This is a genomic window from Streptomyces inhibens, from assembly GCF_003389455.1.
In the GTDB taxonomy this organism is placed as follows: domain Bacteria; phylum Actinomycetota; class Actinomycetes; order Streptomycetales; family Streptomycetaceae; genus Streptomyces; species Streptomyces inhibens.
In genome coordinates this window covers 1-15,318 of record NZ_QUAC01000166.1, presented here as the reverse complement: position 1 = coordinate 15,318, position 15,318 = coordinate 1, and the positions used below count along the sequence as shown (strand labels likewise).

Annotated in this window: 13 protein-coding genes and 3 pseudogenes; 8 read left to right on the top strand and 8 right to left on the bottom strand. The window is 67.7% G+C overall.

Features of this window, described 5'->3' with window-relative positions; genetic code table 11:
* The first annotated feature begins 208 nt into the window (after window positions 1-208).
* From DY245_RS21155 to DY245_RS21130, 6 genes are all read left to right on the top strand, one after another.
* On the top strand, window positions 209-748 hold the full coding sequence (locus DY245_RS21155) for a GNAT family N-acetyltransferase (RefSeq protein WP_128508817.1): 540 nt from the start codon (window positions 209-211) through the stop codon (window positions 746-748).
* A gap of 245 nt (window positions 749-993) precedes the next feature.
* Complete coding sequence (locus DY245_RS21150; protein WP_128508816.1) at window positions 994-1,707, top strand: hypothetical protein; 714 nt, start codon at window positions 994-996, stop codon at window positions 1,705-1,707.
* Window positions 1,708-1,919: 212 nt separating this feature from the next.
* Window positions 1,920-3,011: an LPXTG cell wall anchor domain-containing protein gene (locus DY245_RS21145; protein WP_244943174.1), complete on the top strand. Its 1,092-nt coding sequence runs from the start codon at window positions 1,920-1,922 to the stop codon at window positions 3,009-3,011.
* Between the two features lie 109 nt (window positions 3,012-3,120).
* The gene (locus DY245_RS21140; protein WP_128508814.1) at window positions 3,121-3,723 is read left to right on the top strand and encodes a hypothetical protein; all 603 of its coding nucleotides are present in this window, start codon (window positions 3,121-3,123) and stop codon (window positions 3,721-3,723) included.
* A gap of 117 nt (window positions 3,724-3,840) precedes the next feature.
* Window positions 3,841-4,122 carry a hypothetical protein gene (locus DY245_RS21135; RefSeq protein WP_128508813.1) on the top strand — a complete coding sequence of 94 codons (282 nt, stop codon included), beginning with the start codon at window positions 3,841-3,843 and terminating at the stop codon, window positions 4,120-4,122.
* 356 nt (window positions 4,123-4,478) lie between these two features.
* Window positions 4,479-4,742 carry a hypothetical protein gene (locus tag DY245_RS21130; protein WP_128508812.1) on the top strand — a complete coding sequence of 88 codons (264 nt, stop codon included), beginning with the start codon at window positions 4,479-4,481 and terminating at the stop codon, window positions 4,740-4,742.
* Window positions 4,743-5,394: 652 nt separating this feature from the next.
* Here DY245_RS21130 and DY245_RS21125 read toward each other — a convergent pair.
* From DY245_RS21125 to DY245_RS21105, 6 genes and pseudogenes are all read right to left on the bottom strand, one after another.
* On the bottom strand, window positions 5,395-6,357 hold the full coding sequence (locus DY245_RS21125) for a phosphotransferase family protein (protein ID WP_128508811.1): 963 nt from the start codon (window positions 6,355-6,357) through the stop codon (window positions 5,395-5,397).
* Window positions 6,358-6,547: 190 nt separating this feature from the next.
* Window positions 6,548-7,435 carry a transposase gene (locus DY245_RS46535; protein WP_244943173.1) on the bottom strand — a complete coding sequence of 296 codons (888 nt, stop codon included), beginning with the start codon at window positions 7,433-7,435 and terminating at the stop codon, window positions 6,548-6,550.
* Between the two features lie 18 nt (window positions 7,436-7,453).
* Window positions 7,454-8,173 carry an ISL3 family transposase gene (locus DY245_RS46530; protein ID WP_244943172.1) on the bottom strand — a complete coding sequence of 240 codons (720 nt, stop codon included), beginning with the start codon at window positions 8,171-8,173 and terminating at the stop codon, window positions 7,454-7,456.
* Window positions 8,174-8,417: 244 nt separating this feature from the next.
* Window positions 8,418-8,561 (bottom strand): annotated as a pseudogene (locus DY245_RS48345) (IS110 family transposase); the annotation flags it as partial.
* A pseudogene (locus tag DY245_RS46520) lies at window positions 8,548-8,646 on the bottom strand (ABC transporter permease); the annotation flags it as partial. The pseudogenes DY245_RS46520 and DY245_RS48345, both read right to left, overlap by 14 nt.
* Before the next feature lie 69 nt (window positions 8,647-8,715).
* The gene (locus tag DY245_RS21105) at window positions 8,716-9,867 is read right to left on the bottom strand and encodes an ABC transporter substrate-binding protein (protein WP_128508810.1); all 1,152 of its coding nucleotides are present in this window, start codon (window positions 9,865-9,867) and stop codon (window positions 8,716-8,718) included.
* Between the two features lie 609 nt (window positions 9,868-10,476).
* Between DY245_RS21105 and DY245_RS46515 the strand changes: the two genes are divergently transcribed.
* Complete coding sequence (locus DY245_RS46515) at window positions 10,477-10,812, top strand: hypothetical protein (RefSeq protein WP_244943171.1); 336 nt, start codon at window positions 10,477-10,479, stop codon at window positions 10,810-10,812.
* Window positions 10,813-11,185: 373 nt separating this feature from the next.
* Here DY245_RS46515 and DY245_RS21095 read toward each other — a convergent pair whose 3' ends face one another.
* A complete protein-coding gene (locus tag DY245_RS21095; RefSeq protein ID WP_128508809.1) occupies window positions 11,186-11,611 on the bottom strand; it encodes a hypothetical protein in 426 nt (141 codons plus the stop codon).
* 1,283 nt (window positions 11,612-12,894) lie between these two features.
* Window positions 12,895-13,468 (bottom strand): annotated as a pseudogene (locus tag DY245_RS21090) (transposase); the annotation flags it as partial.
* Between the two features lie 298 nt (window positions 13,469-13,766).
* Between DY245_RS21090 and DY245_RS21085 the strand changes: the two are divergent.
* A complete protein-coding gene (locus tag DY245_RS21085) occupies window positions 13,767-14,996 on the top strand; it encodes a TrmH family RNA methyltransferase (RefSeq protein ID WP_181923791.1) in 1,230 nt (409 codons plus the stop codon).
* Window positions 14,997-15,318: the final 322 nt, after the last annotated feature.

Sequence of the window (15,318 nt, the reverse complement as noted above, 5' to 3'; positions counted from 1 at the left end):
GGGGCACGAGGGCCTTTCGGTCGGTGTAGACGTCGCAATCCACACCGAACCCGCAAGGCCCTCACCCGTTCAAGATCCCTCAGTCGAGACCTGCATCACCCGTCCACAACCTTCCGAGACAGAACACCTAGGGCTGTTTGGAGTTTGGATCTAGGTGGAGTTAAACGTTTCCCGTTCGGTTGGTTTGACCACCTGTTAGCGTGCGCGGATGGAAGATCTGGGACCCGTGGCTTGGCCGCCTGAGCCGATCAGGACCGAGAGGCTCGTGCTCCGTGAGCCTGAGACCCGGGACCGTGCGGCGTTCATCGAGCTGCTGGCGTCGCCAGAGGTGCACACCTACCTCGGCGGCCCCCGGCCGCGTGACGAGCTTGAGCGCGAGATGTCCGGGGCGCCCGAGCGGTGGCCGGGGAGTTTCGTCGTTGATCTCGACGGGGCGATGATCGGCCAGATCCTGCTCAGGAGAGCAACGGGGCACCGTCGCCCGGCTGCCGCGGGGAAGGCCGATCTTGGTTACCTGTTCCTGCCGCGGGCGTGGGGATTCGGGTACGCCGCCGAGGCGTGCGCGGCGGCGCTCGGCTGGCTCGCCGGCGCGCTTCCCGGTGAGCCGGTGGTGCTCACCACCCAGACCGCCAACGTCGGCTCGATGCGTCTCGCGGCGAAGTTGGGATTCACTGAGGTAGAGCGGTTCGAGGCCTGGGGCGCCGAGCAGTGGCTCGGCATGTGGTCCCCGGTCACGCCGTCCAGTTGAGTTTGCGACGGAACCGCCGGGGAGTACCCGCCCATCCACGCGCGAGCGGCCTGCAACCGCGACTTGCCCGCGCGCATGCCGGGCGTCACCTCTAGGACGTGTCCGATGGTTCGCGTGGCTTCTTCCCCTACTCACACCCGTGTTAGCCGGTTGTTAGCGGAGCGGCAGCTTCTCGATAGTGGCCCAGACCAGAGTGGGTGACGTACCGAGAGACAACGACACCGACTGCCCCCGGGGGACCTGAAATGAGCTCCAGCACCACTGCCCGCACCGCCCGTCGCCGCACCCTGCGCATTGCCGTCGCGGCCCTGACCGCAGCCGCCGGCCTCACCCTGACCGCCTGCTCCGGCTCGGACGCCGCCGACGCGAAGTCCGCGGGCCACACGAGCACGAGCTCGGCCGCCGCCAAGTCCACCGCCTCGGGCTGGTCCGGAATTCAGAGCTCTGATGGCAAGGCGAGCCCCGATGACAAGATCGGCACCAAGTCGGTCGCTGCGGGCAAGCAGTCGGGCGGCGCGCAGTCCGCCAGGGCCAAGACGGGATCCCCGGTCCGCACCCAGACCCTGGTGGACGGCAGCACGGCCAAGATCTACGACCTCGGCTCCCAGCGCTACCGCGCCGAGATCGTCAGCGACGGTTCGGTCGTGGCCACGATGGAGACGACGGGGCAGGACGCCGACGCCGGGCTCGATGCCAACGGCATGTACGTCGTGCTCACGATGGGCGGCGAGGTCCACTCCTGGATGGGCGGCGAGCACCAGGGACCGGGCACTTTCAAGCTCGCGGGCGACTGGAAGGCCAAGGTCACGAAGGTCGGCGAGCTGCGGTACCGCGCACAGATCATCGGCTTCGAGGGCGTGGCCGCCACGCTGGAGACGAAGGGGCACGACGTGGGGGTCGACGCCAACGGCGTGTACATCGTGCTCAGCGCCGGCGGTGTGATCAGCGCCCACAAGTAAAGACCCGCCCGGCTGCGGCGGTGCAGCCACCTCCGGCGGGGCAGCTCCACCGCCACAGCGACGGAAGCGATCTGCGCACTCACGCACACCATGCGTCATGCACGGCCTGACAATGACGAACGTCAACCTGTGCTGCCCAGGCGGCACTTGGGATCCGAGAGGTCTGCTGTACGAAGATTCGCCGCGCCCTGACGGCCGCCACAGCGGCTGCCGTGTTAGCGCCCGCCGCCGTACTGGCCGCGCCCGCCGCCGCGTTCGCAACGGAGCCGGTGTCCGAGGCCGGTCCCCGCACGCCCGCCTCTCCCGACTCCCCCGATGCCGCAACACCGGCGGACATGCCGGCGGATTCCGCAACGAGCGGCGGCGGAACGGGTAACCCGGACGAGCCGCGGCGCCCGGGCGAAGCCGCTGCCGGTGGCTCGGCATCCCAGGACCGCGACGGGGCCGCCCGTCCCGCCCCAGGGAAGCCGCCGAAAGCCGCCGGGACCGCCGAAGGGACCACTGAGGGGACCACCGGCGCGGGTGGTGCCACCGGTGGAGGCAAGGACGCCGGTGATTCCGATGGTGCGGGTCAGTCCTGCGCGTTCGAGTCCGACCAGTTGCACGTGGCCGTCCACGGGCTGCCGCCCCAGCTGACTGCGGGCGGCGCCTGGACCCCCTTCTCCATGACGCTCACCAACACCACCGGCAAGCCCCTGGGGGAGGTCCAGCCCTTCCTGCTCGTGTCCTCCGCCGAAGATGTCGACCGGCCGTACTGGGAGCTGGAGACCGAGTACCGCGACGCCAAGACGGGGCGGTGGAAGACCTTCCATGACGCGGCGCCCGACGACCTGTTCGGCTTCTTTGCCGTCGGTCCGCGCAGCACCATCACGCTCCAACTGCGCACCCGCGTGGTCAAGGACGCCAAGCCCGGCGCCGGGTACGCGCTCGCCGCCGGCGACTACCGCAACCGCAACGATTCCTGTGGTTCGGCCAAGGAAGCCTGGTACGACTTCACCATCCTCCCCGCGAGCGCGAAGCCGACGCAGCCCCCGACCACCAAGCCGGGTGAGCCGGGCAAGCCCGGTGGCACGGCCGAGCCCAGCCAGAGCGCCGTGTCCGGCGGCGGTACGGGTGGTTCCGATTCCACCGGTGGCCTCAGCCCGCAGGGCGGCGCCCACCTCGCCGCGACCGGCTCCTCGTCCGCGCTCCCGGCGATCGCTCTCGCCGGCGGAGCCGCGATGGTGGTCGGCGCGGGTGCGGTCATCGGCGTGCGCCGCCGGAAGGGCGTGGCCGGTCCGGGCGCCACGGACCTCACCGCGTAAGCCCAACCATTTCTCTAAGTACCTGATAACCCAAGGATCCATGGCCTTGGAACTCAATGACACTGGAAACAAAGACTCCAAGGGTCCAAGAACCGGGAAAGAGATCTTCATGAAACTGCGCCGCGCCCTGTCGGTCTCGACCGCGACGGCCGCCCTGCTCTCCACGGCGGTGGCCGCCGCGCCCGCCTCCCAGGCGGCCCCTGCCGCGGAAATCCCGACGTGCTACGACCTCGACACCGCCTACGGGCAGTACCACAACAACACCTTCGTGGGCCGCTCGTTCGGCATACCCAAGTCGATCACTCTCGGCACTCACTGGACGACCTACACCGCCACGCTCACCAACGCCTCGGCGAAGGAGCTGAAGTCGTTCGAACTCAGCGCCAAGCTGGGCAGTTATGTCTACAACGAGGGCGAGCGCGACCTGAGCCCGTACGGCGATCTGCAGTACTGGGACACCTCGCAGCGCGCCTGGAAGACGCTGCGCCAGGCCGATGGAAACGCCCGCGGCACTATCCCCGGCCCGAAGACGCTGAAGCCCCGCGAGTCCGTCCACGTGCAGCTGCGGTTCAGGGTGAGTAAAGACCTGCCCCTGGACCACACGTACGACGCGTTCACCGGCCTCACCGGCACCTTCGTCGACCGCTACCGCGACATGGACTGCACGGCCCACGGTGACGCCGGCGGCGGTTTCTATCCCCGCAAGGGCTGAAACCTGCGGGGAGGGCTGCCGCCTTCGCATCAAACCTGGTGAACGACGCACAGCGCAGGCGGCTTTGGCCGCGGCGTCTCTCCAGGAGAGCTGTGCGTAGAGAGATCTGAAGACACGATGGCGGAGTTCATGAAGTCCTGGCGCACTCATATCGCTCTCGGTCTCGCCGTGGGGGCCGCGGCGGTCACTGTGCCGCTGACCGCCGCGGCCGCTTTCGCCGCCGGCCCTCCGCCCGGTGACGGCTGGCAGCCGGTCGGTGGCGAGTCGTTCGACTCCTGGCAGAAGTGCTATGACCAGATGCAGAGTGACCTGTCACAGAACCCCAAGTACCACGAGGCCACCTGCGTCAGCGACCCCCAGCCCGGCCTCCCCAACTTCTACTCGGAGTGGATGCGCTGAGCTTGTTCTTCATAGTCTGACCTCGAATGATTCCCCGAACCTGATCGCCCGTACGAGGATTCCAAGGACGTGAACACGGCCTTCGTCTGATCCTGCGCTCCGACCAAAGAGGCACATGACCAGCGCGAAGGCCGTGGGGGAATGAGTCTGCTGCAAACTGGCGTCCGGCGGGAAGCGTTCGCCGTGGCGTGACACTTCCGGGCCGACCTCTTCGACTGCCTGACATGCAGGGGCTGCCCGCGCGCGGGATCAGCCCTGATTCCCCGACGGCAGATCTCCGGGAACGCCCGCATACGCAACTGCGATCCCGCGCGCCTGTCCCACGGCTGGTGGCACAGGCACTTAAATATCGGAGCGTGACTACAGAGCCGCAGCGCTTCACGATCTTGTTGGTCCCCGAACACGTTGAGGACAGAGGCGGTGCCTCCGTGGAGGACTCAGCCGTCCGATCGGCGGTCGTCGAGGCGACAGGCGAGACGGGCGCCTCGGGCTACCCCCGCTACGCCGGACACGGGATCGTGGCCGACATCGACCCCAGTACGCGCACGGTCGAGGCGGTGCTCGTCGATGGTGCAGAGCTGGACTATGGGCTAACCGCTACGGTCACTGCCACTTCCTGATCGCGGCGTCGTTAACGGACGACTCACGGTTACCCAGATGGGTTCTCCACCCATGGCGACGTCACAAGGCCCGCTACCGCCTCGACGGTCGGTCCGGATTGCCGGGTGGCCGTGGTCGGTAACCGCCGGCACGTCCAGGTCCTGCACGACGCCCCGTTCTTCGGCATTTTGGTGCGGCAGGACAGGTGAGAGGCGCCGGTCGGAAGCGGCGAGCCTGAGGACAACCGGGCCCCGCCGAACACCGCACAGCGCGACCCCGCCGTCACACGCGAAACCCCCGCCGGATCAGGCCGGCGGAGGTTCCTCACCTCTCAACTGCCCCTATGACGGGGGCATGACTGTGTGGGTCTGACCAGGTGGAAGACCTCCCGCGCAGCGTACATTTGAGGCATCGGATGGCTTCGTTCACATCAAGCAGCAGCGTTTTTCCATCGGTTTGGAAGGCGATGGACGATCTGCAAGGCGGTGAATGTTCACGAGAAATGGGCTCTGGCACAGATCTTGGGGAGCTGTTACGGCGAGTGATATTGCCGTTCGTTTTGGAGGCGTCGCAGAGCTGTCGGCCGTACTCGGGGGTGCCCCGGTGCGGGTGTGCGATCGGCTCAGCCGGACCTGGCGCTCACCGCCGGCCCACGCCCCGGGCTGCTTCGGCTCAGCCCAGCGCGTCCATCACGGCGGTGACATAGGCATCCAGCCGCTCCTCCACAGCCCGCGTCGTCAGCTCTGTTCTCCCTGCCTTCCGCCATGACTGCGCCACCTGCTGCACTTCTTCTGAGCATGCCAGCCCGTCCCGCACCCGCCAGTACAGCCGCTCGCTCGCGGCCGCGGCCAGCACCCCGCCGGCCTCCTCATACGCCTCAGCGAACCGCAGACCCCACGCCGGGCCGTGCAGCAGCGCGAGATTGGTCGAGCAGTGCGCCACATCGAGATCCGCCGGGCCCCAGGAGGTCGCTGCCCAGTCAACGACGCCGGTGATCCGGGCATCTGCCGACCCTGGCGGCGGCACGTCGAACAGCACGTTGCCGGGTTGGAAGTCCCGGTGCAGGAATCGCCCTTCATAGGGCGGCGCGGGCCCCCGGATCACGTCGATCGCCGCGGCCCATACCGCCGCGTCGGCGCCCTTTGGAGTCACGACGGTGTCGGCGGTCGTCAACGCCACATACTCCCTGGGCCGGTCGACGGGTCGCAACGCATGGATTGCTACGAGTTGACGGGCCAGCAGAGGAACGCGTGTCTCCAATCCCTCATCGTCGAAGACCGTCCGGCCCCCCAGATGCGTCATCAGGAGCGACGGATACTCGCAATGCGCGGCGGTAGCGTCAACCGCGACCAGTCCAGGAGCCGGCACGCCGGTCCCCGCGAGCAGGGTCAGGGCGCCGGCCTCCCTGTTCAGCCAGTCCTCGGCGTGCCCCACGTAGAACGGGTCGACGAAACTCCGCAGCACCAGGTGACGGGTTCCTCCGTCCCGCGTGCCGATGGTCAGCCTCCGCATTTCGGCAGTGATGCCGCCATGCAGCGCCTCGGTTCTGACGATCCGTTCGCCGGCCTCCAGGTGCTGGCTCACCCAAGCCAGTGTCAACGGTCGGACAGCCGCCACCTCATCGTGATTGGTCATCGTGCCACCTCATCATCCGGACGGCGGCACGCGCAAAAAGCTTTCATTGGAGGTGATGGCAACACTGCTCTGTTCCTCTCGCAGCTGCCGCAGGCACCGTTCAGGCACTCGCATCGAGCCGTGGCCACAGCCTGGAAAGTCCCCGTTTCAGCGGAGTCTGGCATTGATCGCGGGGAGCCGTCACGATCGGTCACTGAAGCAGAATCATCTTGCGAAGTAGTTCGAATCCGGCGTGTCCGTAGAGCTGCCTTTTGATCTTCTTGATGCGGTTCACGGCACCTTCTGTGCCACCGGAGCTCCAGTGCAGGGTGAGGCCGGCTGTCACGGCGTCGAAGTCGCGGCGCAGGTGGCATGCGAAGCCGGTGAGGCCGGGCAGTTGGCTGGCTTCGACAGCGTCGATCCAGCTGGGGAGCATGGCGCCGAGGCGGTCGGTGAGTATCTCGCCGAAGCCGCGGATGCGCTCGGCGGCCGTGTCCAACTCGGGGCAGTGGGCCAGGACGGCCTTCAAGGCTGTGCGGTCGTCGTCACTCAAGGACGTGGGATGGCGGGTGAGCCGGCCAGTCACCTGCCGCACCGTCGGTGGTGGAGGCGGTGCTTCGGGCGGAGAGGCACGCAGGGCGGCGATATGAGCGCGGACCATGCCGTAGGTGACGGCAGCATTCTCGGCGAGCAGTTCACGGTGCAGCCGGGTGACACTCGTGCACCCTTCGGCGAATCGCCGCTCCAGGTAGGACTTGTACGGATCGAGCCGGCTGGGCCGGGGCCGGCCTTCGCCGATGGTGTCCTGCCAGCGGGTCGCGCTCGCATAGCGCAGCACGGTGCTGAGGCCCCAGCCCAGGTGTCGGGCGATCGCCCGGCGCGAGTGGCCCTGCGCGAGCAGCTCGTGGACCTGGGCATGCGCGGCCTTCTTGCGCTGGGCCCGCGGCCCCGAAGGATCTGGGACCCCGCGGCCCGAGTCGTTCTGTGGCAGGGCGGTGCCCGAGCGCGCCGGTTCCCACAGCATGTCGGCGGACGACGGCTTGGGTTCCAGCGGCGGGGCCCGCAGGTAGTCACGGTGGGCGGCGACACAGGTCTCCACCGCCCGGCCGAGGCCCTGTCACAGGTGGAACCGGTCGGCGACCTGGAGAGCGTCAGGGGCACCGAGCCGGGCCCCTTCAGCGTATGCGCCTGCCCGGTCCCGGCAGATGATCTCCACGCCGGGGTGCGCGGTGAGCCACGCGGCGAGCGGTGCCGCTGCACGTCCGGGCAGGACATCGATCGGGTGGTGGCGTTCGCCGTCCGTGATCACAGTGGCGTACGGCTGTCCGCGTCGGGTGGCGAAATCGTCAACGCCCAGCACCCGCGGCGTGCTGGGCTGCGGATCCGGCAACGCCATGACCCGGCGCAGCAAGGTCATCCTCCCTGCATCAAAGCCCAGTTGGGCAGCCAGCCGGGAGCCAGCCCGTCCGGCCAGTGCCAGCCCGATGCGCTCCAAGGCGCGGTTGAGTCGGCTGGTGAAGCGCGCGTACGGGGTGGTCAACTGTGCAAACGGCTCGGCGAACGTCCGGCGTGGGCAGTCCGCCGAGCCACAGATGAAACGCCGGACCGTCAACAGGATCACGACGCGGAACTCGCCGAGTGGGAGATCTCTGAGTCTGCGCTGGTAGGAGTCATGCACCCGGTCCGAGAAGCGCCTGCAGTCCGGGCAGGCCGCCCCGGCCGCCCGGCCTCTTGCCGCCACATCGACCGTGCCGAAAGCGGCCGTCACCGCCTCGATGGCCAGGTCGTCGATCCCGTCGAACACCAGCGAGTCCCAGAACGATGCGTCGGCCTGCATGACCAGCACCGTCTCCGGGCGCGGCCCCGAACGGCGGAGACGTACAGCTACCTGACGGAGCGTCACCATTTGCTGTTCGGCAGCACGGCGTACGCGGTCTCACACTCGATTGGTGTATCGCAATCGAACACTGAGGTCACCCTCCGCGACCGCTCCCCAAGATCTGTGCCAGAACCCACTACTGCTCGATAGAGCCACATCGGACGACATCGAGTCGGGTCTTGCCCTCCTTGATGCGGCGTTCAAGGTAGCGGGACAGAGCCGCCCCGAACGAGCCGGTCCCCTCCACTCCGGCCCGCCGCACCCCGCCCAGCCCCCTGGCCCACTCCAGCAGTTCGCGGTATCCGGCCGCGGTGGCCAAGAACACCTCGGTACCGATCACTGCCCCCCAGGTGGGTGGTCAGGACACCGGCGTTGCCGAGGGGGCCGACGAAGGCGAAGGCCAGCGGGACGCCGCCGAGATTCGCGAGCACCAGCCGGCCGCGCGGCGCCGCCGCTCCGAAGAAACGGCGGGACCGCGTCGGCCCTGGTGAGAGTCGCAGTTACCTGGAGACGGCCTTGCCCCAGCCCTGGGCAATGTCATCCTTGGCATAGCCCAGCTGCGACTCGGTCGGGATTCTCGGCGTGCCGGAGACCTTCGGCAGCTTGGCGGCCGCGGTCTTGTCGAGCGTGCCGTCCTTCTCCATGGCGGCCATCAGGGCCGGGCGGGCGTAGCCCTTGAGCCAGAGGTTCTGGCCCTCGGCGCTGAAGAGGTACTCCTCCCACAGTCGGGCGGCCGCCGGGTGCGGGGCGTCCTCGTTGATGGCCTGCGAGTAGTACTGCGAGAACTTGCCGTCCTCTGGGACCGTGACCTGCCAGTCGAGTCCCTTGCTCTTGAACTCGTCGGTGTACCCGGCGTTGAGGTAGTCCCAGTCGAGGACGATCGGCGTCTGGCCCTTCATGATGGTGGCCGAGGTGGACTGGACGGGCGTGTAGTTGCCGTTCTTTTTGAGCTTGGCGAAGAAGTCGAGGCCGGGCTGGATGTAGTCGAAGGAGCCGCCGTTGGCGAGGGCGGCCGCGTACACACTGCCGAAGGCCGAACCCGACTTGTTGGGGTTGCCGTTGAGCGCGACCTGCCCCTTGTACTCCGGCTTGAGCAGATCCTTGAAGGTGGTCGGACAGGTCCTCACGCGATTGGCATCGCAGCCGATGGAGATATAGCCGCCGTACCCGTTGTACCAGCGGCTCATCGCGTCCTTCTGGCCGTCGGGGATGTCAATGAAATCGGCGACCATGTACTGCGCGAGCAGACCCTGCTGGGCGGCGCTGTACGCGAAGGAGCTGCCGAGGTCGAGGACGTCGGGCGCCCGGTCCTTGCCCTTGCGGGAGGTGACGGCGTTGATCTCGTCCTGGCTGGTGCCGTCCGGGTTCTCCACCTCGACCTTGATGCCGTACTTCTTCTCGAAGCCGTCGATCAGCGCGCCGTAATTGGCCCAGTCGCGGGGGAGCGCGATGGCGTGCAGCGTGCCTTCCTCTTTGGCTGCCTTGACGAGCGCGTCCATGCCCCCGAAGTCCTTGGCGTCGATCGCGGTGGCCGCGCTCTCTCCGTCGGCGTTGGTCGACGCGTCGGGGCCCGCGCCACAGGCGCTGAGGACGAATATGGCGGCAACGAGGCCGCCGGCAAGGACGGCGGATCTCGGCAGGATCTCGGTCACGGTCTCTCCAGAGGGGTACACAAGAGGGCACAGGGGACACACGGGGATTCGCGTGGGGGGTGAGAACTTGTGCGAATAACTCGTCTGAACAAGTTGGTCATAGTAGGCACGCTGTCGATGTCTGGTCCGTAACATCTTCGAAACTCTTGGCTACCATTCCTGCACATCTGTGGCACGCAAGGATGCGCCACGATGCCTCACGCACGTTGGTCGCGCTGCGCACAGAGCGCACCACTCTGTGCGAGATAGGGAGCCGGCGCGGGCGGGACTGGTAGCGCCGCCCGCGCCGGGTGGCGGACCCGCCGGCACGGGGGGAACCGTCGGGTCCGCTGCGCCGAGGACCAGTCGGCTACTTCTACTGCGCCACCGGTTGATCGATTGTCACACCCGCACGACCAGGCGGCTGCAAGAGTGCATATGTCTGCATACATGGGACGTATCGCTTGGTCGGGTAACGCGGCAGCATGCTGCGACGCAGAACTGCGTACGGGCGCGCTTTCGCCCCCGTAGGCGATTACGGCCAGGGTGACTCCTGTGGGGGGTGGCCACCCTGGCTGTGCTCGCTCTTCCCTGCTGCCGAGGCGCTCCGTACGTCAGATTGCGACTCCCATGAGCCACAGACGCGAATCTCTACCCGTAGATGATCAGTACAGCGGCGGCCGTGGCGGCACCGCCGCAAAGCGGGCGGCCCTGGCACTCCATACGATTGCCGACATAGCCGCCACGTTCTTGGGGCTCTGGATCCTGCTCTACCTGCTCGACGCGAACCAGGGCAGCGTCTTCGTCCAGTTCGTGAAGGGCGTGGCGGACTGGCTCGCCTGGTGGGCGCGGGACATCTTCACCATGGATACCGAAGGACTGCGCGTCGCCCTCAATTACGGTCTGCCTGCCGCGATCTATCTGCTCGCCGGGCACCTGATCGCCGGGCGGGTGCGCCACCTCTGACCAAGCCCGGACGCCGGGCCGCGGTGCAGCGGCGCTCCGTACGCCCGGCCGTGCAGCAGCGGCGGGGGGTGGCCCCCGCTGCGGGGGCAGGGCGTTCTTGGCGGGCGCGGCTCCCGTACCCGGCGCTGAACGGACTTCACCAGCGAGGAATGGGCGGGTCCGTCGTACGGCGAGCCCGCGCGGGTTCGCTGTCTCATGCCCTTGCCCCTATCCGTTGCTCCGCATCAGGTGGGGGTTGTGAAACACAGGTCGAATCAACGGCTTCAGCTGCCAGTTCGGCGGCCCCGTGCCAGTGCGGGGGTCTGCGGCTGACGAGCCGGCGCGCCGGAACGTGGCCTGCAATCGCCTACGAATCAACGAGCTGAGCGTTCTTTCAACTGGGTTCGTGGACGCGCATAAAGCGGCAGCCGATGCTGTTGTCCGGGTCGTCCCCCGGAATCTGCAGGAGCATGAGCCGGCCATCGCTCTGGCGTAGTAGCACCGTTTCGAACGTCTTACCCAGCTTTACCTTGAGTTCCTGCTTGCCCTGGAATGTTTCCAGCATCCAGGTTCCCGTGCCGTTCTTCCTTTGAGCAATGCGGCCCTTGTCGTTCAGGGCTGTCGGCCATCGCGACACCCGTGCGGAGCCGTCCTCCTCAAGCCTCACCGAGGAATCACACATGCCGCCGGCGTGCCACTCACCGACCAGGTCGGAGCGCGTGACGTGTTCCGCCTGCGGTTCCGGTGATCCCAAGCATCCGGAAACGAGGCCCATGCTGAGGCTGAGCAGGACCGTTCCCACCCACCGCTGCTTGCTCATCGCTATCCCCCTCCAGCGGCAGGGAACAGACTGTATGTCCCTGCCAGGCACCTGCCGTCTTCAGCGCCCTGGCAGTAAGGAACGCGCTTCCGATCATCCACGATCACGCAGTCGGCCGTACGCCCCTCGGGGGCCTGACTCCCTTCGAACGCGCTCGCCACGACAAACGTCGGTATCAAACACTCCCACCGGAACAAAACGCTCTTTTACGACGCGGTCCGCGATGCTCCTCGACCAGAGCGCCGAGGCCCATCGTGCAATCGCTTCATCGGTCTCGGACCGCTCCGCCCGTCGGCCGACCACCCGCAGCCGAGCGCCGAACTGGTGCTCGCCTGGCAGGCGGCCTGCTGATCATCCACCAGCCGACCTGTCAGGCCAGCACGTCCTGACCTCAATCGCGGACCGAGTCGTAAGTTTCCGCCCTGACCATCCGAGGCCGAACGCTCACTGCCCCCTCACCCCAGGTCCGGTCTTGATACAACAGTCGTGGTCGAACGGCAGAGCCGCCCCGTACAACGCCCAACCGCCCCGGCTGGCGCTTCACTGTCTCGCGGTTGTGGCACGTTGCGCACAACGGACGCAGACGAGAGAGCCGCCGGGATCGGCGCCCCCAAACGACCAGCGAACGGCGGTGCCCCGTGGCAAATGGCCCTCGTCTGCCTCCCCGTCGACGTCCGCACCGCTGGTACCAAGCGCCGCGCCTCATGGGCCGACAAGACCCTGACCGCTGCTCCCACCGAGGCGGGAGCCATGGAACGGGCCGCCATCGCCCGGCTCCGCCCGCTCCGCGTAGCCGACCAAGCGTCCCGCTGATTCCCCCAAGCGACATCCGGCCCGTCCGTCTGGAAGGCTCGGCATAGGTGACGGCTGTCTTGCCGGGCGCCGGGATCCGAANTCGGCATAGGTGACGGCTGTCTTGCCGGGCGCCGGGATCCGAATGAGGTCGGCCGGTGTCGGGAAAAGACGGCCCACCGGGCCCGTCCCCGAACGCAGGAACCCCCGCCGACAAGCCGACAGGGGTTCCTCACCTCTCACGCGGTATCACACGCGTCTCACCAACAGCATTGACGCTCCTGGACCACAAGGCCCTGACCTGCGCCTACGCCCCTGACCTGGACCCACGAGACGCGATCTACAACCTGTGCCATGTGGTACCGAGCGAGGCGCCCAGTACGAGTAGAGTCTGTCGGGTGGCCGGTTGATCACGCTGCGATGAGGGCCTCGATGTCCGCGGACCGGGCGGTTTTCCGGTCGTCATCGTGGCTCCAGCGCGATGACTGCCCCGCCAGACGGACGAGCATCAGCCGGATCATCGCTACCTTGATCATGGCCTCCGAGGTAGTGGTGAGCCGTTCATAGTCGCGGGCCGGACGGCGGTTGCGGACCAGCCAGCCGAACGTCCGCTCGGCAACCCAACGGCGGGGCAGCACCTTGAAGCCTTTGACATCGTCGGTCCGCTTCACGATCTCCACGACGATGCTCAACGTGTCACGGGCCCAGGAAAGGAGTCTGGAATCAATGGAGTTGGCATAGCCGCCATCAGCCCACACCAATGCAACCGTGCGGAAGCCCTCGGCGAGCCGGGCCAATGGGGGCGGGATCCCGCCCCGCGTCCTCCCGTACCCGTCGGCGCAACGCGGCGTGGATGCCGTCCCAAGTGCCGTCCCTGCGCCATTTGGTGAACCAGCGGTGCGCTGCGTTCCAGGGCATCAGGTCATGCGGGAGCATCCGCCACTGGCAGCCCGACCGCAGCACGTAGAGGATCGAGTCGAGGACCAGCCGGTCCCCGTACTTGCGCACGCCACCGCCTTTACGCAGGTCGCGTACCGGAAGCAGAGGCTGGATGACCTCCCACATCGCATCGGTCAGACTGGACGGATCGCATGAGCCGCTGACGGCCCTGGAGTTATTGCACTGGCACACACCACGTGATCATTGCGACGGCCAGAGGCAGTCGGCGTGGACGAGGCGGTGCCGGGCCGTAGCTGCGCGCTTCGGCAAGCGAGCGATGTACTCCACGGCACCGTGACCATGGCGATGGGGATACCAGCAGGTCCGCATGTTCCCACTGCCGTCGACAAAGTCGACCGTGCACCGAACCCGGCGGACGCCGCCCGTGTCATCTGATCCGCGATCACAGTGGGACCATTGCCCGGTGGCCGAAGACGTGGTGACCTCCGTCAAGGATCCGCGGGTCGCTCAGGCGCGCGCACTGCAGACCCGCACTCAGCGTATCGCCGCCGGGCGATGCGTTCTTGAGGGCTGTTCCCTGATCGAACAGGTTCGCGCGGCCGGAGCCCGGCTCGACGTGGTGCTGCGCGCGCAAGGGGCCGATACGACGGAGGACGACGAGCTCGCCGAGAGCCTGCACCGGGCGGCGGTTGCCGTCCACCGTGTCCGCGACGGGGTCTTACGGCAGGTGGCCGGCGCCTCCCGCGCGGTCTCCTGGCTGGCTGTCGCACCGCTGCCCGCCGCGGTCGACCCGCACCTTCCCTGGGGCGAGTTCGCGCTGGTCTGCGACGGCGTGGCCGACCCGGGTAATCTGGGCACCATCGTGCGCAGCGCCCGCGCCCTCGGAGTGGACGATGTCGTGCTGACGGATCCCGACACCGACCTCAGCTCGCGACGGGTGCTCGATGCCTCGCGCGGTTCGGTCCTGGGTGCCCGTGTCCGGCGCTTCTCCTCGCCCCGGCAAATGGTGGTGGGCCTGCGCGAGGCCGGGTTTCAGATCGTGGCCACCAGCCCGCGGGGCAGCCACGTGCAGGGACTCGCACCACTGGACGGCCGCCCCGTTGCGCTCGTCGTCGGCGGCGAGACGGCCGGCGTCAGCGAGGAGATCATGGATGCCGCCGACCTGCTGGTCGCCATTCCCATGGCCGGGCAAGTGGAATCGCTCAACGTCGGGGTGGCGGCCGGGATCTCGATGTACGAACTGCGAACCAGGATGGTGCTCGCCATGCTCACCGAACGCATCCGCGGCAGCCTCGGCCGCGATATCTCGCTCACCGGCCGGCTGATCAGGGACGCCTTCGACCACGCCATGCGCGAGGCGGCCGGCCTCTCCTCCGCCCAGCTCATCGCCGTGATGGTGATCGCCGCCGAGAAGCGGACTCCGGCCGCGGAACTCCGCCGCGACCTGGGCGTGGGATCCGGCGAACTGGACGCCCTGATCGCCCCGTTGACAGAACGCGGCTGGCTCACCCCGGACGGGGACGCCTTCACCTGCACCCCGGCAGGCGAACAGGCTCTGGCCGCCCTCTGGCCGATCCACCAGCAGATCGAACAGAGCCTCCTCGCGGACCTCTCCGTGGACGAACGCACCATGCTCCGGCAGCTGCTGGGCCGGGTTCAGCACAACGCCACCGCACTGCTTCGGCAGCGGTGAGCGCAACCACTCGCCGACGAAGTCTGGAAGCGGTCCGCCCACCAGCCCGCCGACGACAACGTCCGCGAAATCACCGACGGCATCGGCACGACCGGAGTACGGTCCGGGATCTTCGGTGAAATCGGCGTTGCCGCCCACCGATCGAGCGTCAGTGGATCGAGGTACTCGCCTGAGGGCCGGCCTTCGCCATGCCCCCTGAGCACCGATCACACACCGCGTACGATCAGCCACCCGACAGGCTCTTAGAACTCCTAACGAAATGATCTTCGAGGTGGTTGGATCACTCCGGGACCGTTGATCCGGGGGTGTGGGGTGGCTCGGC

Bases quoted from the DNA above. Each gene is read 5' to 3' on its own strand.
- DY245_RS21140 (WP_128508814.1), top strand. From the start codon at position 3,121: ATGAAACTGCGCCGCGCCCTGTCGGTCTCGACCGCGACGGCCGCCCTG.
- DY245_RS21095 (WP_128508809.1), bottom strand. From the start codon at position 11,611: ATGAGCAAGCAGCGGTGGGTGGGAACGGTCCTGCTCAGCCTCAGCATG.
- DY245_RS21125 (WP_128508811.1), bottom strand. From the start codon at position 6,357: ATGACCAATCACGATGAGGTGGCGGCTGTCCGACCGTTGACACTGGCT.
- DY245_RS21155 (WP_128508817.1), top strand. From the start codon at position 209: ATGGAAGATCTGGGACCCGTGGCTTGGCCGCCTGAGCCGATCAGGACC.
- DY245_RS46530 (WP_244943172.1), bottom strand. From the start codon at position 8,173: ATGCAGGCCGACGCATCGTTCTGGGACTCGCTGGTGTTCGACGGGATC.
- DY245_RS21135 (WP_128508813.1), top strand. From the start codon at position 3,841: ATGGCGGAGTTCATGAAGTCCTGGCGCACTCATATCGCTCTCGGTCTC.
- DY245_RS46515 (WP_244943171.1), top strand. From the start codon at position 10,477: ATGAGCCACAGACGCGAATCTCTACCCGTAGATGATCAGTACAGCGGC.
- DY245_RS21150 (WP_128508816.1), top strand. From the start codon at position 994: ATGAGCTCCAGCACCACTGCCCGCACCGCCCGTCGCCGCACCCTGCGC.